This window comes from Streptomyces sp. NPDC091682, assembly GCF_044756625.1.
Classification (GTDB): domain Bacteria; phylum Actinomycetota; class Actinomycetes; order Streptomycetales; family Streptomycetaceae; genus Streptomyces.
Genome location: NZ_JBIVTH010000002.1, coordinates 586,847 through 606,661, shown reverse-complemented (window position 1 = coordinate 606,661; position 19,815 = coordinate 586,847). Strand labels below are relative to the sequence as shown.

The following is a 19,815-nucleotide window of genomic DNA, read 5'->3' as shown; positions in this document are numbered from 1 at the left end:
TGCCTCCTTCCTCGCCTGTTGCCGACCAGTGCCCGGCCAAGAGGCTGTCCGGCTGGCTCCCGAGGGCCCTTCGGCCCAGGGCGGGGACGATCACAGGCCTGTCGACCTTCCGGTGCCGCTGCCCTGACGGTCCAGGCTCGTGGCGGCAGCGAGAGCGATGAAGCCGACGGCCATCATGATCAGTCCGACGAGCGGCCGGTCGGCGGTGGCCCATTGCCAGTCCACAGCGAACGTGAGAATGGCGCCGAGACCGATCGATGTGATGGCGCCGATGGCAAGGAGACCGGCCATGGCACTCACCTCCCTTGTCCGTCGTCCACGAGACTCCTTGCCCCGTGCAGACCTCACTGTTCCGAAGGGTGCAGCGGGCTCACAGGGGCCTGTCGGCCCTCTCTCGGCCAACAGGGCCCTCACAGCGTCGAGAGCGAACCTTCCGGCCCCCGGCACTCTGCCCCCGCTTCCGAGATCGACGGTGAACCGCGCGGCTCTGAGGGACCATTGGCGGCGCGGCGTAGGCCGTTCGCCCTCATGGCCCGCGCCCTCCGTGCGGGGACATTGGCCATGGGGGCACGCACAGGGCCTGCCCATGAGGAAAGGTTCCTACGACATGGCTCTCCACCAGCACCAGCGCCAGCACCGTCAGCCGGGAATGTGCTTCGCCGGGTGGCGCAAGGCCACCTCGGCCACAGCGCCCGGTACCGCGGCTGATGAACTCACCACGCCTCTGACCGTCGCGCGCGTCGCGGCAGCGACCCGGCTGCTGACCGCGTTCACGTTCCTCTGGGCTTTCGGCGACAAGACGTTCGGCTGGGGATACGCGACCCCGGCGGGCAAGGGATGGATCGATGGCGGGTCTCCGACCAAGGGCTTCCTGAGCCACGTCTCTGCCGGGCCGCTGGAGGCGACGTTCCACTCCTGGGCCGGGGCGGCCTGGGCCGACTGGACCTTCATGCTGGGACTGCTCGGCATCGGTATCGCCTTGGCTAGCGGCGTCGCCCTACGCGTCGCGGCTGCTGCGGGCACCACGATGATGGCGCTCATGTGGGCCGCCGAGTGGCCCCCTGCCAGGCACCTATCGGACGGCAGCCTCAGCATGTCCACGAATCCGTTGGTGGACTATCACGTCCTATACGCGGCGGTCCTGGTGACCCTCGCGGCGATCGGAGCCGGGCGCACCTGGGGTCTGGGCAGCCTCTGGCAGAGCCTGCCCCTTGTCCGCGGCAAGCGCTGGCTCGTTTGACGACGCCGGAGGACGGTCCGGGGCCGCCGCGACGGTGGCGGCCCTGGGCCAGCTGCAAACGATCAGGGTCGAACGGTCCTGGCGGTCCTCGGTCTGCCCGGCGGCACTGAGCCACTCGGCACCGCCGGTGTTGCCAGGAGCCTCGTCTCGGCCGACCTGTCTGTTTGGCCGCTCCGCTTGGACTGCCGTGTAACTCACGGATGCATCCGTTGTCTCCCGGCGGTCGCGCCTGTTGTCGGCCAACTGGTCGCCAACCTGTTCTCGACGACGTGCGACGTGGCCTCGGCGGCAGTGGCGGATACGTCGAGCTGCTGGGCGCACGTTCGGGTGCCAGCTCAGCGCGGACGGGTCCCTCTGGGACGTGATCCCGGACTTCCCCGCCCAGCTCTACTCGTACTTCGTGCCCAGCTCCTTCGTCGCCGGCATCGCCCGGGAGTTCGGCGTCACCGGGCAGAGCGGCGTCGTGTCGACCGGCTGCACCTCCGGGATCGACGCCGTGGGCAACGTGTGGGAACTGATCCAGGACGGCATCCTGGACTCCGTCGTCTGCGGGGCAACCGACGCGCCCATCTCGCCCGTCACCGTCGCCTGGTTCGACACGATCAAGGCGATCTCGACCTACTACAACGACACCCCGGAGACCGCCTCCTGGCCGTTGGACGCGACACGGGGCGGATTCGTCCTCGGCGAGGGCAGCGCGATGTCCCTCCTGCAGCCCGGGGAGGCCGTCCTGCGCCGCGGCGCGCGCGTCTGCGGCGAGATCAAGGGGGTACGCCAGCCGCTGCAACGCGTACCACATGACCGGCCTGAAGGCCGATGGGCGTGAGCTGGCGCAGGCCGTCACCGCCGCCCCGACCCAGGCCCGGATGGACCCGAGCGAGCTCGGCTACGTCAACGCCCACGGCAGCGGGACCAAGCAGAACGACAGGCACGAGACCGCTGCGCTCAAGGTCTCCCTGGGCCCCGCCGCCCGCCACGTGCCCAGCAGCTCCATCAAGTCCATGGCGGGCCACTCGCTGGGGGCCATCGGCTCGCTGGAGATCGCCGCGTGCGCCCTAGCGCTGCGGTACGACGTGATCCCGCCGACGGCCAACCTCGAAGTCAGCGGACGGTGCCCGACCGGGGCGGCACGGCGACGGTGACGATGTGGCTGGTCAGCGGGCGAGTACGTGGCCGTCCTGGGGGCGGTGGTCGCGGGAGCGGCGCAGGTCGGTGGTGACGTACGTGCGTTGCAGCCAGCGGTCTGCTCCGTCGTAGCGGGGGTGGAAGGCGGTGCGGCCGTGGACGGTGACGCGGTTGTCGATGACGACCAGGTCGCCGGGTGTCAGGCGCAGGGTGCGGGCGGTCGTCTCGCAGGCGCGGCCGAATTCGGTCAGCGCCGCGGCGGCCCGAGCGGTGAGCGGGGTGGTGACGAGTTGAGCCATCCTTATGTCGGGATCCTCGACCGCTCCCGACAGCACCGGTCGAGGCTGGACATCGAACCCGGTCGCGGCAGGGTCGGAGCCGAAGGAGGGGGGTGGTGAGGTGATGAACTCCGGGGCGAACAGGGCTTCGCGGCCGGCCGGGGTGAGGAGCGGCAGCGCTTGGCGGATGCCGGTGACGCGCATGCCGGCGATCTGGTCGTGGTCGGCACGCAGGCACAGGAAGACCACGTAGTCGGGCGGGTGGGGGTGGAAGCCGTTCTCGGTGTGGAAGGACAGCGGCACCGATCCGGCGTTGCCGTGGAAGCTCTCCTGCCCGGGCACGGGCACGACGTCCTGTACGAGGGCGCCGGATTTCTCCGCCCGGTAGGCGAGGGGTTCTCCGAGCCCGCAGGCCACCATGGTGAGCACCGCGGCCGAGACGGTGGCCTGGCGCTGGACCGAGCCGGGTACGGACGGTGTCGCGGGCAGGACCGCCTGATCGACGGGCAGGCCGCCGATCACCACGGTGCCGTGCGGGCCGGAATGCCTTCGAAACCGGCGCACCTCGAGGCGCAGCCGCAGCGGAAGCTCCTCCCAGGCGTCCCTGGCCCGGGCCACCCACTCGGGGCTGTCGACCTGGTCGTGCCCGCGGGTGCACAGGGTGCGTGCCACTTGCTCGCACGCGCCGGCATCGGCCGGGTCAAGTGCCCAGTCGGCTGCGACGGCAGAGCTTCGGGTGGTGCCGGGCGTCGTCTCGGGCATCAGGGTCCTTCCCTTCTCGATGTCTCCTGCCGGAGGTGTGGGCGGCGGACTCACGAGTGGCGCAGGCCGGCCACGGCGTCGGCGATGTAGTGGTCCCCGAAGCGGATCAGCGAGGCGTACCGGGCTGCGCGGCGATGGCGCATGAGCCGTAGTTCGGCGACGGCGTTGTCGGGGCCTTCGGGTTTCTGAGCGATGGAACGACGCAGATGTACCATCGAGTACGCGAGGGTGACGTGCCGTTCACCGTCCACGATGTCGGCTTCCAGGAGCGCGCCCCGTGCCTCGGCCAGCTCCGGGGCGCGAGCTGCCAACTGCTCGTAGGAGTCGGGAACCACGGACAGCAGGTCCTTCATCGCCGTCCGGAACAGCTTGTATCCGCGATGTTGGCGCCCGCTCAACGGGATGTCCACCGACGGCGGCGCCATGGTGTGGCGTATCGCCGCCATGTAGTAGTCGGCCGGGACCGTACTTGCGTGGGTCATGGCCGCCGGGAATCCGCGCACGTACACCGTCGCGTCGGCCAGCCGCAGCAGCGCCGCATCGTCGTCGCCGAGCCGCAGATGGCGGGTGGCGTCGGCCACGGCGACCGCAGCGCACACGTTGAACAGGACGTGGACCTGGTGACCAATGAGCCACCGCGCACTCCACACACGTTCCAACGACGATTCCGCACCGGCCTCGGGGACGGCCACCGGCGGGACGGAGTCATGGTCTGCGCCTGGCGTGGCGCCGGTGAGATCGAGCACCGACTGCCGCATCCCGGTCATCTCCAGCGCCAGGTCGGAGCCTGACAGCGGAGCGTCACACAGGTCTTCCAGACCGCGGTGGATGACCAGGACACCGTGCAGGGCGGCCTGCTGATCTGACAGCTCTCCCTCGCGGACCCGGAAGTAGGACTGACTGGTCGACTCCGCCGGCAGTTCCTCACCGGCCGCGGCCGGAGCCAGCGCCGACAGCGCGGCCACCAACTCACCGGCAGTCGTGGTGGCCTGCCGTAGCGCGAGGGTCCGCTCGACAGGTCCGGCATGGGTCGACACCGCGGCCAGCACGCGCGCGGTCCGTTTCGCCTCAGCATCGATCCGTGGGCCCAACACCGGGACGGGCCGCCCGCCTCGGGGCTCTCGGAAGACAGCGACAGCAGGATGACCGGCAACCGGTGATAAGCCCATGGTTGAAGTACTTCGCCGCGAACGCTCCACACGAAACCTGATCGGCATGACCATTCCTGCGGTGCACCGGATTTGGCCGGGGCGGCAGTGATGAGGATCTGGATTCAACGGGCCCCATCATTGACAGGATCCGGTCGCACGCACCGGTCGTGCACAGAGCCGCACTCGGCGAGTGCGGCTCCGCGGACTGTCGTCTCAGCTGATCGCGATGTCGTCTATGTAGCCGCGGTAGCTGCCGGAGCCCGGGTCCTGCTGGTCGTAGCCGACCAAGATCCGGCTGATCTGCTTGCCCGCTTTTTCGTCGAGGCTGACCGTGACGTAGTTCCAGGTGTCGAGGGTGAGGGCCGTGCACTGTTCGACGGGGGTTGCCCGGTGGCCCCTTTGGTCCCATGACCAGCTGTCACGCAGGGTGCTGCCGTCGGTGAACACCAGGTCCACGGCGACGCATGCGCTGTTTCTCGACCCGTCGGCGACCGCGGTGGCGGTGACGTGGCTCTGCGGGTAGATCCAGTAGCTGAGGGCCTTTCTGTCAGGCCATGCGGTACCGATGGCCAGCGGGCTGCTGCTCAGGTCGTAGATCTTCATGTAGGCGTCGGCATGGCCTGAGCCGGTCCGGGTGGATCCGGAGTACAGCAGTGCGCCGGTGCCGGTGTGGGCTGTTCCATCGCTGCGGATGCCTGCCTGAGGGCCGTCCACGTTGTGGAGGCCTCCACCGGCCGTGTCGACTGCGTGGGTCCAGGCCGGTACCGGGTCGCTCGACTCGAAGCCAGAGCGGAAGCTGCTGGCCGTGGACGGCTTTTGCGGCGGCTGGACGGGAGCCGGCGCCGGCTGATCCGGTGTGGTCATGCTCCGGGTCGGTCCGTCACTGATGCAGGCGGGCTGCCGTACCCATCGGCCGTTCTCGTCGAGCTTGTCCTCAGCGACACCCGAGTCGTACATCATGGTGGCCCCCGACCCGGCGGGGTAGGTGACGGTGATCTCGGCGTCGGTGGAGTAGGTCCACTCGTCCCAACTGCCCTTGGCGAAGACGAACCGGCCGGTGTAGGTCTTGCTGACCGGGAAGGCCTTCACCCAGGTCGTGGAGTGTGCAGGTGCCGCGGGGACCACGGCGTGGTAGGTCTTCTCCTCCGTGTTGGTCGTACCGGTCTGTACCGAATGGGTGATCAGCTGGGAGGCCTCAACCGCGAAGTCGGCGTGCCAGAAATCACTGGAGGAACCCAGCTTGACGGTGATGGTTTCCTTCGTGCCGTTGGCGATGGAATCCGTCGTGATGGTGGAGGTGCTGTTGGTGACCTTGTAGTCGACGGTGGTCGACGGGATCGCTGCGTCGGTGTGCTGGGCCTGCAGGCACAGGGCCACCCCTGCATCGTTGCCGGTCACCGCCGCCTGCGTCTGGCTGTAACTGCAGTACGGGTAGGCCGAATGCGCCAGGACGGCGGCATCACATTTGGTCAGCGCGTACTTGGCGGCCCAGTCAGTGGTGAAGTCCTTCCCGCCGCCGAAGCGGGAGCCCCACAACTGGTTCTCCTTGCCGTGACACGGCCACATGTTCAGGTAGTCGGCGTGGCCGGCGAGCCAGCTGCTCGCCACGTCCACGCATTGGTCGTCGACCACGTTGCGGATCATGAACTTCGTTCCCGAGCCTTTGAACTGACCCGGCTCGAAATACCAGTACTGATACTTCTGGGAGCCGTCGCACCGCTGTTGCTCCACCGGTCGGATCCGCCACGTGGAGTCCCACCAACCCGGCATCAGACACAACCCGGAACTCGTCTTGATCTGGAAACTTCCGTCACCCTGCGGTTGCAACGAGAACACCTGGTTGGAGCCGTCGTTGCGGTCGTAGGCCTGCAGCCACGCCCCGGAATCGGACGAACTCCAGGGCACATCGATTGCCCGCTGGTCCTTGGCGAGCATGAAGACACAGTCCTCGGCGCTCTTGCCGTCACCGGCGTAGCGGCACTGGTGGGACGTCTCGCCGGCCGCCTGCGCCTGCTGGGCCCCCGCCCCCAGTAGGGCGGCAACCAGTGCGAAGATCGTCGACACGAGGACCCCGACGGGTACCGGGGGTCTGGGGCGCCGCCTTCTGGGCGCGTGAGCCCGAACGGCATCGCTGCTCTGCATCTGCCACTTCCTCCTTCGTCGTGGCACCCTGCACGGTGCGCCTCCGCCTCCGGGGGATCAGCAGCGGCCCCGGGACATCGCCACACTGCGTGAGGGTCCATTCGTTCGATCAGACGGCCCTGCGAGGAGGGAGCCGTCGTAGCACCGCCAAAGTAGGAACGCGCAGCTGCCGATACATCCGTCACATGACGTAGGAATACTCGGGGTCGGCGGGCGTTCGGGCCAGGGCGATCGGGTGTGGCAGGCCGACGCCGGAGAAAGGCGCCCCGGATTGACCGTGTGACCTTCGAAGCCTCTTATGAAGCTCAAAAGTGCGCCACCCGGTGCGTATCGGAACGGGGCTGCGTCTATTGTCTGCTGTCGTGGAGTCAGCTCGACGCGTCGCAGCCCGGCGCGTGTGACCCGCAGAGGTGCTGCCTTGGCCGAATTGACCTCTCGTCGGGCAGCTGACTCTTCTGGACCCGACACCGCGGCACCCCTGATCGGGTCCGGCACGAGGCTGCCTGGTTCAGCAGGCAGGTGGCATCACTACGGGAGAGACGGCCGTGCAATTCATGGGGCCTCGCCTCGTCGGACGCGATGCCGAAACGGCGATCCTCACCACTTTGGCGGTACGCGCCGCACACGGCTCGGGGCAGGCCGCGTTCATCGCCGGCGAGGCCGGGGCGGGCAAGACACGGCTGCTCCGGCGCGCGGCGGCAGACGCCGAAGGGGCCGGCCTCCAGGCGTTGTGGGGATCGGCTCAGGAGCTGGAGGCGCATCGACCGTTCGCGTTGATATCGGCCTGCCTGGGGATCGATGACAGCCCTGTGGACCCGCTGCGGGTGCGGGCCGCCGAGGTCCTCTCGGGGCACGCTCGGTACGGGCTGCCGGGCACGCCGGGAGGCGCGGACTTCGCCACCGTGGAGGCCATGTGCGTTCTGGCGGAGGAGATCTGTGCGCAGGGGCCCGTAGCGCTCTTCCTCGATGATCTCCAGTGGGCCGATCGGGCCAGTGTGCTGGTACTGCAGCGGCTCGTGCAATCGGTGGCCCAGCTGCCGCTGCTGATCGTCGGGGCGCTTCGCCCGGTTCCCCGGGTGGTCGAGGTCGACGTGCTCGTCCGCGGGCTGCGCGGCACCCATCGCACGGTGCTGCGGCTCGGTCCGCTGGCCGCCTCGGCCGTGCCCTTGTTGGTGGCCGACACGATCGGGCATGAACCCGGCCCACGATTGCTTCGGCTGTGCGAGGGGGCGGGAGGCAACCCGCTGTACCTAGGGGAGCTGATCGCGGCCCTTCAACGGGAAGGGGTGATCACGATGCACGGGGGCGTCGCAGAGGTCACGGCCGATTGCCCCGTTCCCTCGATCGACACGCTGATCACTCACCGGCTGGCGTACCTGCGTGACGAGGTCTTGCAGGTGTTGCGCGCGGCGTCTGTGCTGGGAGCCGGCTGCACGCTCCACGACCTGGCAGCAGTACTGGAGGCGCCGGCCCATGTCCTGCTCGCCGGCGTCGCCGAGGCCGAAGCGGCCGGAATCCTGACTCCCGACGGCCCACGTGTCGTCTTCCGCCATGACCTGGTACGCCAAGCTCTGCACGACGCCGTGCCGAGTTCAGTGCGCTCGCTGCTGCACATCCGGGCCGCGCAGGCGCTGGCACGTGCCGGGGCGGCGCCCGAGCGGGTCGCCGGACATCTACTGGAAGCCGGCCCCCCGGACGGGGAGTTCCTGGTCCCCTGGATAGCCGGGTCCGCAGCGCAGCTCACCGCACGCGCGCCCGGTCTGGCCCTGCGGCTGCTGGGTACGGCGCTGGAGATCGCCGATCCCGCTGACCCGCGCTACGAGCAGTTGCGTCTGCACCGTGTCGTCGCACAACTGTCATCAGGCCTTCTGACCGAGGCCGAAGAAAGCGCCCGCATCGCTCTGGCCAGACCTGCCGATTCCGGTCTGGCAGATCTGTTCCGTTGGATCGTCGTGCAGGCCGCGTTCGCGCGCGGCCGCCCCGACGTCGCTCTGGCAGAGACCCGTATGACGTGCGGAACAGCGGGCGCGCCGACACTCGATGCGGTCCGGTTCCAAGCTTTTGCATCGGTATGCCTCTTCGCCCTGGGGCGGCTACCGGAAGCGGGAGCCGTGGCTGCCGCTGCGCGGCGAGCGGCTGCCGAGCTGGGCGACGCAACGGCCCTGGCCTATGCCCTGCACGTGCTGGCCGCCAAGCACTTCCTGGAGGCTCCTGGCCTTGAAGCACTGGAGCTCGCCCGTCAGGCGTCGCGTCTGACACCCGAGACGATCCACCCGGCGCAGTGGCTCGGGCTGCAGCTCGCGCTGGCCAACTGCTACATGGAACTGGACCTGACCCCGGACGCGGAACGCACATTGGCGAGCGTCCGCCCGAGCGCCGAGGACCTCGGGGGCGTGTTCCTGCCGTGGTACCACCTGTCCTGTGCGCTGCTGGCGTTCCACGCCGGCCGGTGGGAGGACGCGATCGCAGAGGTGGACGCCGGCCTCGACCCCGGCGTCCACTTCGCGATGAGCCGGGCGTTGAGAGCGCTGGCGGGGGCAATAGCCGTCCATCAAGGCCGGCGGGACGACGCCGAGACCCACATGAGCCGGGCTGCGGCGGCACAAGACAGCGGAACGGTCTCCTGGTTCTACGAGTACGTCCTGTTGTGTGCCCAGGCCCTGCTGGACGAGGCGCAAGGGCACCCCGAGCGCGCGTTCCGCCGCCTGGCACACAGCTTCGACACCGGGATCGGGCACCTGCCCGGTCAGCTGATCCTCAGCTTCCTGACGCCCGATCTGGTCAGACTCGCGCTTGACCAGGGCGACTCGCCGGCAGCACGGCGCTACGCGCAGGCGGCGCGTTCGCGTGCCGCGCACAGCAGCGCTCCCTACCATCTGGGGGACGCCTGCCGGTGCGAAGGGCTCATCGCACAGGATCCGGAGCTGCTGCTGGAAGCGGCCCGTCACTACCGTGAAGCCACACGGCCGCTGAACCAGGCGCACGCCCTCACCGACGCCGCCGAGCTGCACGCGATACGCGGCCGACCCTCCGACGGCCGCGCCCACCTCGAGCGAGCCCTGGCGATCTACGCCGGCCTGGGTGCGGTCTGGGACGCGGCACGTGCGACCGCCCGCCTGCGCGCGGTCTCCGTGAGCCGCGGCACCCGCGGCCCCCGCAACACCGCGCGCCTGGGATGGGAAGCGCTCACCTCCACCGAGCGCATCATCGCCGGTCACGTCGCTGCCGGACACTCCAACCCCGAAACAGCCGCGCGCATGTGCATCTCGCGCCGCACCGTCAGCACCCACGTCTCCAACATCCTGCGCAAGCTCGGCCTGACCTCGCGGGTAGAGCTGGCCACCGAGGTGATCCGCCGCAACAGCCCGCCCGAACACCAGCAGCCCTGAATCGTCAATCAGTCGGCAGAGCGCCGGGGGACCAGCTGTGTTCGAGCTCGCGGAGGAGTTCCTCCGCCCTCGGCCACGGGCCATGGCCGGAGGCGGGGTTGAGGTGGCCGACAGCGCCGAGTTCCACGAGGCGTCCGCCCCAGTTCCGGGCCAGCTCGGCCACTCGCTCGACGGTGCCCAGTGGGTCGTTCGAACTGGCCGAGACGATGGTGGTGCGCTTCAGGCACTGCGCCTGGACATAGCGGTGGTGGACGTTCTGCCGGTTCGGGGCCAGATCCGGAGGTGGTGGCGGAACGCCTGGTCAAGGTCGACTGTCCGGTGAGCGCCGCCCTTCGCCTCCAACGGCGCCGACTCGCCTGCACCTGATGTCGAGGTGCGGGCCGCCACGGGCGGTGGCGGGAACTGCTCGTACGCCGTCGGTTGCCTGGTGTACTGCCCGCATGGCAGATCAGAAGCAGTGCACGGTCGTGCGGACCGGCACGTATGAAGGCATTCAGGGCGGCACGTTCGGGGCGGGGATCAGTGCCCAGTCAGCGGGCGCGGAGCGGTTGTGTCTGCACCGGCTGGTGATGCCCGCGGGGACGCGGGGGCGTCCTCACCTGCACGAGGGGCACGAGTCGGCCATTTTCATCCAGTCCGGGCAGGTCGAGGTCTGGCACGGAGAAGACCTGGCCGAACATGCCGTGCTGCGCGCCGGAGACTACATCCACATCCCGGCGGACACGCCCCACATGCCCGTAAATACCGGAGCAGAGGACGTGGTGTGCCTGGTCGCACGCACCGACCCCGAAGAACAAGAGGGTGTCCGGCTGCTGGATCTTCCGACCTGGCTGGAGTCCCGGGTCGGCCCACTGCCGGTCGGGGCCGGCTGAGCCTCGAAGTATCGCGTCCGCGTCCGTGTTCTGCCGACTCGTCGTCGATGAGCAGCTCACCACGACGAGGGCATTCGGACCGGACCCGGGTCAGATCGTAGTCCCCTGATCACGCGCTGTGGGGAGAGCGCCCTGATGCGCGGACGCGGCTTCAAGGTCGCTGATGTGCCAGGCCGGAGCCGGAGGCCAGGAGCCGCGTTGCAGGCCACGAAAGAGACCACGAATGCGGAGCTGGGTACGGACGCGCAGCATGGAGGCATGGTTGTGCTCTCGCGGCGGCCGGAGAGGCGTTCGAAGGCCTCCGCCAGCGTCAGACCGGGATCCCCGTCGAGCGACTCCCGTACGGGTGCCGACCAGGAGAGCTCCGGGATCCGTGGACGCCGGATGCCGCCCGGCCTGCCCCGAGCGTCCTGCACAGCTCTCGCAGCCCTCCTGACGGCCGCTCTGGCCTTCGTGCCGATCGGCCCCGCCCACAGCTTCACCGGTGACAATCACGAGGACATCACCCGGGCCGCACTGCCCTGGGAGCCCATCACACTGACCGAGATGACTGACGCCCGCGCCGGGGCGATCAACGCCAACGACCACCCTCCGTACTTCGACGTCGGCCCCCTGCACTGCGACAACGCCGACTACCTTGCGCCCCGCTACGCCTCCGATTACCCCCGCACCCGGGACGAGGCAACCACCGAGCTCCTCGCGTGCATCCGTACCTCCGTCACCCGCTTGCGCAACGCGGTCGAGGCCGCCGACGGCCTCGTCGACGCCGACGGCAAGGTGCGCGCCGACCAGAGCGACCTGTCCTCGCACTGCACGTGGGACGGGAAGCCCGGGCGGGCCAAGTGCGCCGTCCTCGAACAGCTCGGCCGCAGTTTGCACCAGATCGAGGACTTCTATTCGCACTCCAACTGGAGCGACCGGCCCGCGCCCGGCCCGGTCGGCCTCGACAACCCACCCGGCCTGGAGCGTACGGACGTCGCACCGTTCCTCGACATCCGTCGCTACAGCGCCATGAAGGACGCCGACTGGACCCGCGACGCGCGTGAGCGTATCCCTGCGGACCTCGCCACCGGCTGCTACACCGACACCGATTCCACCGGTGTCAAGCCCGCCGACTGTGACGGGCGCGTCACCCACAACCGTGCCCTGACCAAGGACACCGCCGCATCGCCCCGCTCCAAGACGGGTGACAACTTCCACCACGCGACGGCCGGCGCCACCGCCGAGATCACGCGCCAGTGGAACGACTTCAAGGCCGAGCTGCTCGCGAAGTACCCGGATCACCGGCGCGGCGCACAGATGGTCTGCGCCCTCGTCCACGATGAACCCGCCGGTGCCTGCCCCTGACGGGGGAGGGAACGGTCGGTCGGGCTCTCTGGAACCCGGCCATGCATGGACTCGGCGGCGACCGGTGGGTCCACGGTGCGGCCCGCCTACTGGCGGGCCATGTACATGCGGATCTCGCTCTCGGCGTCGACGATCAGGTCGCCGGACAGGTCGACGGTGACCCTGTGCAGGGTGCCGGTGAAGCGGAACGGTGCCTGGTAGTCGGGGGTGACGGCTGATCCGGGGTTGTGGCCGCAGGCCATGCCGCCCGGGTTGAAGGCGATCGGCGTGGTGACCGGCATCTCGGTGTCGCCGACGAGGCGGCCGTCGATGTACAGCTGGGCCCGGCCGGGCGCGCCCTTGCCGTGGGCGATGTCCGGGGCGCCGGTGGGCTCGAACTCGAAGCGGAGGGCGTGGCGCCCTTCGGGGACGCTCTCGCTGGACGCCACGTGGTACAGGGCCCGTTGGACGTAGTTGTGGGCGTAGTGGAGGTGGCCGTCCTTGATGTAGAAGGACCAGCCGCCGGCGTTGGTGCCCTGGCTGAGGAGGACGCCTTCCGCGCCGTCGGGTGGGATCTCGACGTCGGCGGTGACGCTGTGCGGGCGGTTCAGGACCCGGGGGGCGACCGCGGCGGGGAGGACCTGGGTGTGGGGGCGGAGGGTGTAGCTGGTGCGGGTCCGAGTGATCTGGGGGCGTTCCTGCATCATGCGCTCGAAGGCGCTCCCGTCGATCGGCATCACGTTGTACTTGCCGGCCTCCATGTACCACAGGGAGATCATCTCGATGAGTTTGGTGCGGTTCTCCTGAGCGAGGTTCCGGGTCTCGGCGACGTCCTCGTCGATGCGGTAGAGCTCCCAGTGATGGGCATCGAGGTCGTCGAGGTCCGCCATGGTGATCGGGGCGCCGAAAGGCCGCCCGGCTTCGGCGAAGGAGGGGCCGGGCCAGGGGCAGACCGCCCGCCACCCGTCGTGGTCGATCGCCCGGTGCCCGAACATCTCGTAGTACTGGGTGCGGTGAAGGCTCGCGGCGCCGGCGTCGTCGAAGGTGTGGGCGAAGCTGACCCCGTGCAGGGGCGACTGGGTGACACCGCGGATGGTGGCGGGTGCCTCGATGCCGAGCACGTCCAGGACGGTGGGGACCATGTCGATGATGTGCGCGAACTGGCCGCGGATCTCGCCCCGGGCCTTGATGCCGCTGGGCCAGTGGACGAGGAAGGGGTCGCTGACGCCGCCGCGGTAGGTCTCCCGCTTCCACCGCCGGAACGGGGTGTTGCCTGCGGAGGTCCAGCCCCACGGGTAGTGGTTGAAGGTGGTCGGGCCGCCGATCTCGTCGATCCGCGCCAGGCTCTCCTCCAGCGTCTCGGGCGCGTTGTTGAAGAACTGCAGCTCGTTGGTGGTGCCGGTCGCCCCGCCCTCGGCGCTCGCTCCGTTGTCGGAGACCACCATGATCAGCGTGTTGTCGAACTCGCCGGTCTCCTTCAGGAAGGCCATCAGCCGGCCGAGGTGGTGGTCGGTGTGGGAGAGGAATCCCGCGTAGACCTCCATCATCCGCGCGGCCACCCGCCGCGCGTCCGCCGTCAGCGACTCCCACGGCGGCACGTCCGGATCGTGCGGGGACAACTGCGCGTCGGCGGGCACCACACCGAGCTGCTTCTGCCGGGCGAAGGTCTGCTCGCGGTAGGCCTCCCAGCCGTCGTCGAAGCGCCCCCGGTAGCGGTCGGCCCACTCCTTCGGCACATGGTGCGGGGCATGCGCGGCACCCGGGCAAAGGTTCATGAAGAACGGCTTATCCGGGGCGACCTGCTTGGCGTCGGCGATGAACGAGATCGCCCGTTCCACCAGGTCTTCCGTCAGGTGGTAGCCCTCCTCCGGCGTGGCCGGAGGCTCGACCTGGTGGTTGTCGTACACGAGTTCCGGATACCACTGGCTCGTGTCCCCGCCCAGGAATCCGTAGAACCGCTCGAAGCCCCGCCCCAGCGGCCACCGGTCGTACGGCCCGGCCGCCGACTCCTGCTCCGAGGGCATCAGGTGCCACTTGCCGACCATGTACGTGTTGTAGCCGTGCTGCAGCAGCATCTCCGACAGGAACCCGTTCTCGAACGGGATCTGCCCGTCGTAACCCGGGTAGCCGGTGGCCAGCTCTGTGATCGCCGCCATGCCGTTCGCGTGATGGTTGCGGCCCGTGATGATGCAGGAGCGCGACGGCGAGCACAGCGCGGTGGTGTGCATGTTGCTGTACAGCAGCCCGCCCGCGGCCAGCGCGTCCAGATGCGGCGTCTCGATCGGACTTCCGTAGCATCCGAACTGTCCGAACCCGACGTCGTCGAACACGATGAACAGCACGTTCGGCGCACCCGGAACCGCGCGCACCGGTTGCGGCCACGCCGGAGTCGACTCCTCGGCCGTACGGCCGATCACCCCCGGGAACCGTTGCCCGGGCCGGTACTCACGCCACGACGACTGCGCCATCTGTCTCCGTCCCACCAGCGGCACGACCACTGGCGATGTGTGTGCGGCGGTGCGACCGGACTCCTCCACGCTAGGACGCCACCGCCACCCCGGCGACCGGGCTGCGCCGTCCGGTCCCTGCCACCGGCCAGCACGCGGGCGTCTGCGCTCCCACCTGAGCCCGCTGCTGAGCGAGACGCCCGGGGCACTGATCGGCCGCAAATGCGCGTTCCTGATCGGTTGCGGGCTGGGAATTAGCTACTGAAGGTGTTCTTCGCCGATTCCGGCACCAGCGCCGACACCCTGGCCACCCTTCACGCCGCCCGGGCCTGGCCGTAGAGCGGAACCAGGGCAATGTGGCGGGGGCGCACGCCTACCTCGCCGGCCGGGCCCCGTTCCAGCAAAGGGCCGCCCAGACCGCACTCGTCGGCCGCTTCCTTACCGACTACTACCGACTCGTCGCGACCTGGGCGGAGTGGGCCGAGGCCGTCGTCCGGCAGTGGCCCGACGACCCCGCGGACGCCACCCCCGACCCGTCGGAGATCGCCGAGACCCTACGACGGGCGAGCTGGAGCGATTGAGCAGTGCGAGCGACGTCCATGCGCCCACGGGGCGACGATGCGGTGCGCGCGACTACGCCCGGAGCCCGCCCTTCATTCATCCCCGTCTCCGGCACGGGTGAGCGAGGCGACGAGGAGACCTGCGACCACCGCCCAGACCGCAGCGGTGGGGCCCGCTGTGGCCCAGCCGACGATGCCGAGCGCCGCGGTCGTGCCGGTTCCGATCGCCCATGCGCGTCGGTCGGTCAGGAAGGCCCACTGCCTTCGTCCGCTCCCGGGCACGCGGAGCTCCGCGACCGCGGTCCTGATCACCCGGGCGGCCACGACGATCGCGATGGTGAGCAGGGTGACCGTCATGCCGCCTCCGGAAGGAGTTCAGCTCCCGCCCCACGACCAGAGCCGACGGGTACGGGCCGATGGTGATGACGGCGAGCATACGTGGGTCAGCTCTAGGTACGCCTTCGGAGGCCCCCCGGGAGTCGAGGCGGGACAGCCGTCGTTGCCCCCGCCGCGCCCACCGGCGGACGCGCTCGGGGTCCAGCGGAGTGCCGTGGCCGACATGGAGGCGGCTGGGTCCGAGTTCGGGCATGGCGCGCAGGCTCGTGAGGTTGCCCAGGGGGTCGTCTTGGAAGGGCGGGTTCGCGGGCTTGCCCGGGATCCGTCCCGCCAGCCCGAAATCCGACAGCTCGGTTTCGCCGCTGATCAGGATCCCGGGTTCGAGCGGTCCGCCGCGATGTGGAGCTTCCTGTTCCTGTTCACCAGGCGGCCCATGGGCCCTGTCGGGAGGTACGCGCGGCGACCTGGACGGAGTAGCCGGGGAATCCACCCGGGGGCCCGGCTGATGCTGCGCTCGAGCTGCCGGATCGCCCTTCCGGTCGCGTCGCGCGCCAGGACCTCCGTACGACCTGCAAGGTAGCCGCCGGTCAGACCGATCACCCGGCTGATGTCGACGCGCGCGGTGAACTCGTCGAACGGCGTACCCACTTCCGCCTCGCAGCGGAACAGAACGGATTCGTCCAGGTAGCGCCACCGCATCCCACCGGCGTCCGGCGCGACAGCCGCGATCAGCTGGTCCAGCGGTTCCAGATGACGGGCCACCGCTTCGAAATCCGCATGCCCGAAGGCCCCTACATCGACCCCGAGCGGTATCGCCGCCGCGCGGACCGCGGCGTCGTCCGGGCGCATCCGAAGCGTGGTGGCCAGCTCCGTCGCCAGCTCCGCCGTCCGGTCGACGACGGCCAGCACCCTTCGCAGTGCCTCTTCGGCCAGGGGGATATCGGGCATGGTCCCGCCCTACCCGGCGCCGTCATCTCCCACACCGACCGTCCCCATCAGGGATGAACCCGTTGGACGGCGGCAGGGTGGAACTTCAGCTCCTGCTATGGGCAGTGCCGGGGCGTGGGCGCCTTCCGGCACCGTGCGGGAGTCACAGGAACCGGCGGATGGGGGTGACCGCAATCTCGCGCAGGCGTTGCGCCGCAGAGCGGCGGTTCCAGCGCGCTGGAACCATCGGCTCGCTGGCCTGCACGTCCTCGTCGAAGTGGCGGTCCAGGGTTGCGGTGAAGTCTTCGTCAAGGACCGCGAGCATGACCTCTTCGTCGTGGTCCAGGGAGCGACGGTTGAAATTGGTGGAGCCGATGAGTGCCGCGACCTGGTCGACGGTGATGACCTTGGCGTGCATCATCGTCGGCTGGTACTCGAAGATCTTCACCCCGCAGGCGAGGAGGTCCGCGTAGAAGTTCTGGCCGGCCAGCCGGCAGACGCGCTTGTCGGTGTGGGGGCCGGGCAGGAGTATCTCGACCTCGATGCCCCGGCGTGCTGCCGCACACAGCAGCTCGATGAAGTAGGCGTCCGGGGCGAAGTAGGCGGTGGACAGGCGGAAGCGATGCTGGGCGGATTCGATGGCGACCCGGATCAGGGTCTGCATGTCCTGCCAGCCGATACTGGCCGATCCCCGGACCACCTGCACCACTGCCCCGCCCTGCGGCGCGTGCTCGGTGAAGCGGTCCCGGTCGTCGAAGAGGGTGTCGTGGCACTCGGCCCAGTTCTGTGCGAAAGCGGCGGCGACGCCGTCCACGGCGGGGCCGCGCAGCCGGACGTGGGTGTCGCGCCACTCGTTCTCGTTGCGGGCGTTGCCGCACCACTCCTCGGCGATGCCGACTCCGCCGGTGAACGCCGTCTGTTCGTCGACGACGAGCACTTTGCGGTGGCAGCGGTGGTTCTGCTTGAGCGGGGAGAGGTAGAGGGGCTTGCGGAACCACGCGACGTCGACCCCGGCGTCCTCCATCAGATCGAGCAGGTTCTGCTCGATGAGCCGGCTGCCGAAGCCGTCCAGCAGCAGCCGCACCCGCACACCCGCGCGGGCCCGGTCCGCCAGCGCCTGGGCGAACTGTCGGGCTATCGCGCCCCGCCAGTACACGAACGTCATCATGTCGACGGTGTGTTCGGCGGCGCGGACGCTGTCCAGCATCGCCGTGAAGATCTCGTCCCCGTTGCGCAGGGCGAGCAACGCGTTTCCTTCGGTGGCGGCGATGCCGATCAGCCGCTCGATGCGGCGCCGCATCCGCTGCTTGCGCTCGGCCACCGACAGCGCTGGGGCGATGGCCGTCCCGCCGGACGGTCGCGACCCGCTGGTTGCACTCGTCATGACTCCACCTGACCGGTCGGGGACGCCGCCCCGGACGTCCGGCAACCGCCGGGGCGAGCCGACTGTACACAGCCGCAGACCGGGAAGGGGCGTGTATCTCCCCTCGTCGCGCGCTCATGGCGCTGAGCGGGCCGCAGAGCGGTCTCCTGCGGCCGGCGCCCGCTGCCCGCTGCCCCGGTGGTCCTTCCCGCCTGCCACCGCTGCTGTTCGAGGTCGATTACCTATCCGCAGAACACACGAAAATCTATGTTGGCCAGAGTAGACATTGGGTGGTGGTCCGGTTATGGTTTCTCTCGTAGCCCAGAGGGACGGCAGGGCCCGGCAGAGATGAACTGCCGGGCGCGGTGCCCGTAAACGCAGTTCGTAGGACGGTGCGGTGGTGGAGCTCCGAAGCCAGGGTTGTTGCAGCAGGGCGACGGGGCTGATGACCGGACCGGGTGGCCCGCGGTGATCAGGGGCCGCCATCAGCAGTACCGCAGTTGACGCAGCAAGCAGGTTGATCACCGAGGGAAGAACGGAGGAACCGCGCCATCAGGATCGCCCGGGCGGAAGTCCTGAGCCCGGGTACCGCAGGACATCGACAGTGAGGTGGTCTCCGGTCAAGCAACCGCGATCCCCGCACCCCCGACATCGTTCAAGTCGGGCATGCGGAAACAGAAGGCCGGCTCGGAACTGGTGCCGGCAGATGGTGTAGAAGTTCCCTCGGGGCCCTGGTGCCGTACGGCACCAGGGCCCCTCCATGTGTTTCAGAGAGAGGTGCAATGACAGCAGAGAATCCGACGGGCTCGCTCGGCGGCCACCTGGACGACGACGACTACCCCGCCTACACCATGGGCCGTGCCGCAGAGATGCTCGGCACCACGCCGGGCTTCCTCCGTGCCATCGGCGAAGCCCGCCTGATCACGCCGCTCCGCTCCGAGGGCGGCCACCGCCGCTACTCCCGCTACCAGCTGCGCATCGCGGCCCGAGCCCGGGAACTCGTCGATCAGGGAACCCCCGTCGAGGCCGCCTGCCGCATCGTCATCCTCGAGGACCAGCTCGAGGAAGCCCAGCGCCTCAATGCCGAGTACCGCCGCGCCGCCGCGCCGTCCGGCCCGCCGACCGCGGTCTGAGGCGGGCGAGCCCGCCGGTATCCCTTTGTTCAAAAAGCGTTGCGCCTGGGCTGCCAATATCTGTCACCGCGATGCAAGGATTTAGCGGTCCATGCGGAGAGGGTTTTTAGCGCGGCGATCACGGTGAATTGTTATTCGTACGCAGACCGCTACGGCATGCTATTGTCGATCTCAGTTGCAGTCGTGGTTCCCAAAACTTCAAGTGCCTCCAGCCGGTCTCCGTGCCCCATGGGAGTGCTTCGTATTTCCGGGTCATTTCCCGGCGGGGCATCATCGCGGCGACACGGTGTCCGTGCAATGCGGATTCCGCTGTACTGCCCCAAAGGAGATCTGACATGGCATCTGGCATCGTGAAGTGGTTCAACGCGGCAAAGGGTTTCGGCTTCATCGAGCAGGACGGTGGCGGCGCCGACGTGTTCGCCCACTTCTCGAACATCGCCGCCCAGGGCTTCCGCGAGCTGGCTGAAGGCCAGAAGGTCACCTTCGACATCGCGCAGGGCCAGAAGGGTCCGACGGCCGAGAACATCGTTCCTGCCTGACGCTGACGCGCACTTCGTAGCTGGGGCCCGCATCCTTCGGGGTGCGGGCCCCAGCTGCAGGCACCTCCCGCAGTGGGTCCACCTGCGGGATGCCCCTCACCACCCGGAGATTCCTCTCCGGCACGCGGACCTCTACGGACCTGCACCCGAGTCGATCTCGGAGATTTCACGTCCGGCACCACCCATTTTCATAGCGGCGCCCGCACGGACTCCCTGCGGCCGGCT

General features: G+C 69.2%; 16 protein-coding genes and 1 pseudogene. 8 read left to right on the top strand and 9 right to left on the bottom strand.

The genetic code is table 11. From position 1 onward, the window contains the following. Nucleotides 1–90 precede the first annotated feature (90 nt). The gene (locus ACIQK6_RS07210) at nt 91–291 is read right to left on the bottom strand and encodes a hypothetical protein (protein ID WP_030648435.1); all 201 of its coding nucleotides are present in this window, start codon (nt 289–291) and stop codon (nt 91–93) included. Nucleotides 292–607: 316 nt separating this feature from the next. Between ACIQK6_RS07210 and ACIQK6_RS07205 the strand changes: the two genes are divergently transcribed. Both ACIQK6_RS07205 and ACIQK6_RS07200 read left to right on the top strand, forming a co-directional pair. Then, entirely contained in the window at nt 608–1,240 is a 633-nt protein-coding gene (locus ACIQK6_RS07205; protein WP_402694452.1) for a hypothetical protein, read from the top strand. Nucleotides 1,241–1,628: 388 nt separating this feature from the next. Continuing rightward, nucleotides 1,629–2,346 (top strand): annotated as a pseudogene (locus ACIQK6_RS07200) (beta-ketoacyl-[acyl-carrier-protein] synthase family protein); the annotation flags it as partial. Nucleotides 2,347–2,394: 48 nt separating this feature from the next. On the opposite strand, the gene ACIQK6_RS07195 reads toward ACIQK6_RS07200, so the two are convergent. From ACIQK6_RS07195 to ACIQK6_RS07185, 3 genes are all read right to left on the bottom strand, one after another. Further along, nucleotides 2,395–3,405 (bottom strand): TauD/TfdA family dioxygenase, encoded by a 1,011-nt coding sequence (locus tag ACIQK6_RS07195; protein ID WP_402694451.1) that lies wholly within the window; start codon nt 3,403–3,405, stop codon nt 2,395–2,397. Nucleotides 3,406–3,455: 50 nt separating this feature from the next. Next, entirely contained in the window at nt 3,456–4,454 is a 999-nt protein-coding gene (locus ACIQK6_RS07190) for a hypothetical protein (RefSeq protein WP_329096447.1), read from the bottom strand. Between the two features lie 315 nt (nt 4,455–4,769). Continuing rightward, on the bottom strand, nt 4,770–6,620 hold the full coding sequence (locus tag ACIQK6_RS07185; RefSeq protein ID WP_329096445.1) for a ricin-type beta-trefoil lectin domain protein: 1,851 nt from the start codon (nt 6,618–6,620) through the stop codon (nt 4,770–4,772). Nucleotides 6,621–7,252: 632 nt separating this feature from the next. Here ACIQK6_RS07185 and ACIQK6_RS07180 point away from each other — a divergent pair. Next, the gene (locus tag ACIQK6_RS07180; protein WP_329107448.1) at nt 7,253–10,087 is read left to right on the top strand and encodes an AAA family ATPase; all 2,835 of its coding nucleotides are present in this window, start codon (nt 7,253–7,255) and stop codon (nt 10,085–10,087) included. Between the two features lie 4 nt (nt 10,088–10,091). On the opposite strand, the gene ACIQK6_RS07175 is transcribed toward ACIQK6_RS07180, so the two are convergent. Beyond that, a complete protein-coding gene (locus tag ACIQK6_RS07175; protein WP_402694523.1) occupies nt 10,092–10,361 on the bottom strand; it encodes an RBBP9/YdeN family alpha/beta hydrolase in 270 nt (89 codons plus the stop codon). A 166-nt stretch (nt 10,362–10,527) separates the two neighbouring features. Between ACIQK6_RS07175 and ACIQK6_RS07170 the strand changes: the two genes are divergently transcribed. Both ACIQK6_RS07170 and ACIQK6_RS07165 read left to right on the top strand, forming a co-directional pair. Then, nucleotides 10,528–10,959 carry a cupin domain-containing protein gene (locus tag ACIQK6_RS07170; RefSeq protein ID WP_329096443.1) on the top strand — a complete coding sequence of 144 codons (432 nt, stop codon included), beginning with the start codon at nt 10,528–10,530 and terminating at the stop codon, nt 10,957–10,959. A gap of 258 nt (nt 10,960–11,217) precedes the next feature. Then, nucleotides 11,218–12,306: a hypothetical protein gene (locus ACIQK6_RS07165; RefSeq protein ID WP_402694450.1), complete on the top strand. Its 1,089-nt coding sequence runs from the start codon at nt 11,218–11,220 to the stop codon at nt 12,304–12,306. 86 nt (nt 12,307–12,392) lie between these two features. Here ACIQK6_RS07165 and ACIQK6_RS07160 read toward each other — a convergent pair whose 3' ends face one another. After that, nucleotides 12,393–14,753, bottom strand: coding sequence for an arylsulfatase (locus tag ACIQK6_RS07160; RefSeq protein ID WP_402694449.1), 2,361 nt, complete (start codon nt 14,751–14,753; stop codon nt 12,393–12,395). A 335-nt stretch (nt 14,754–15,088) separates the two neighbouring features. Here ACIQK6_RS07160 and ACIQK6_RS07155 point away from each other — a divergent pair, with 335 nt between their 5' ends. Next, nucleotides 15,089–15,313, top strand: coding sequence for a hypothetical protein (locus tag ACIQK6_RS07155; protein ID WP_329096438.1), 225 nt, complete (start codon nt 15,089–15,091; stop codon nt 15,311–15,313). A gap of 72 nt (nt 15,314–15,385) precedes the next feature. On the opposite strand, the gene ACIQK6_RS07150 is transcribed toward ACIQK6_RS07155, so the two are convergent. The 3 genes from ACIQK6_RS07150 to ACIQK6_RS07140 all read right to left on the bottom strand — a co-directional run bounded on the left by ACIQK6_RS07150 (nt 15,386) and on the right by ACIQK6_RS07140 (nt 17,939). Beyond that, entirely contained in the window at nt 15,386–15,649 is a 264-nt protein-coding gene (locus ACIQK6_RS07150; RefSeq protein ID WP_329096436.1) for a hypothetical protein, read from the bottom strand. 345 nt (nt 15,650–15,994) lie between these two features. Beyond that, nucleotides 15,995–16,576, bottom strand: coding sequence for a hypothetical protein (locus ACIQK6_RS07145; protein WP_329096434.1), 582 nt, complete (start codon nt 16,574–16,576; stop codon nt 15,995–15,997). A 142-nt stretch (nt 16,577–16,718) separates the two neighbouring features. Continuing rightward, the gene (locus ACIQK6_RS07140) at nt 16,719–17,939 is read right to left on the bottom strand and encodes a phospholipase D-like domain-containing protein (RefSeq protein ID WP_329096432.1); all 1,221 of its coding nucleotides are present in this window, start codon (nt 17,937–17,939) and stop codon (nt 16,719–16,721) included. A 761-nt stretch (nt 17,940–18,700) separates the two neighbouring features. Between ACIQK6_RS07140 and ACIQK6_RS07135 the strand changes: the two genes are divergently transcribed. Continuing rightward, nucleotides 18,701–19,051, top strand: a complete 351-nt coding sequence (locus ACIQK6_RS07135; protein ID WP_329096430.1) for a MerR family transcriptional regulator — start codon at nt 18,701–18,703, stop codon at nt 19,049–19,051. A gap of 335 nt (nt 19,052–19,386) precedes the next feature. Then, nucleotides 19,387–19,590, top strand: coding sequence for a cold-shock protein (locus tag ACIQK6_RS07130; protein WP_329096428.1), 204 nt, complete (start codon nt 19,387–19,389; stop codon nt 19,588–19,590). The last annotated feature ends 225 nt before the right edge of the window (nt 19,591–19,815 follow it).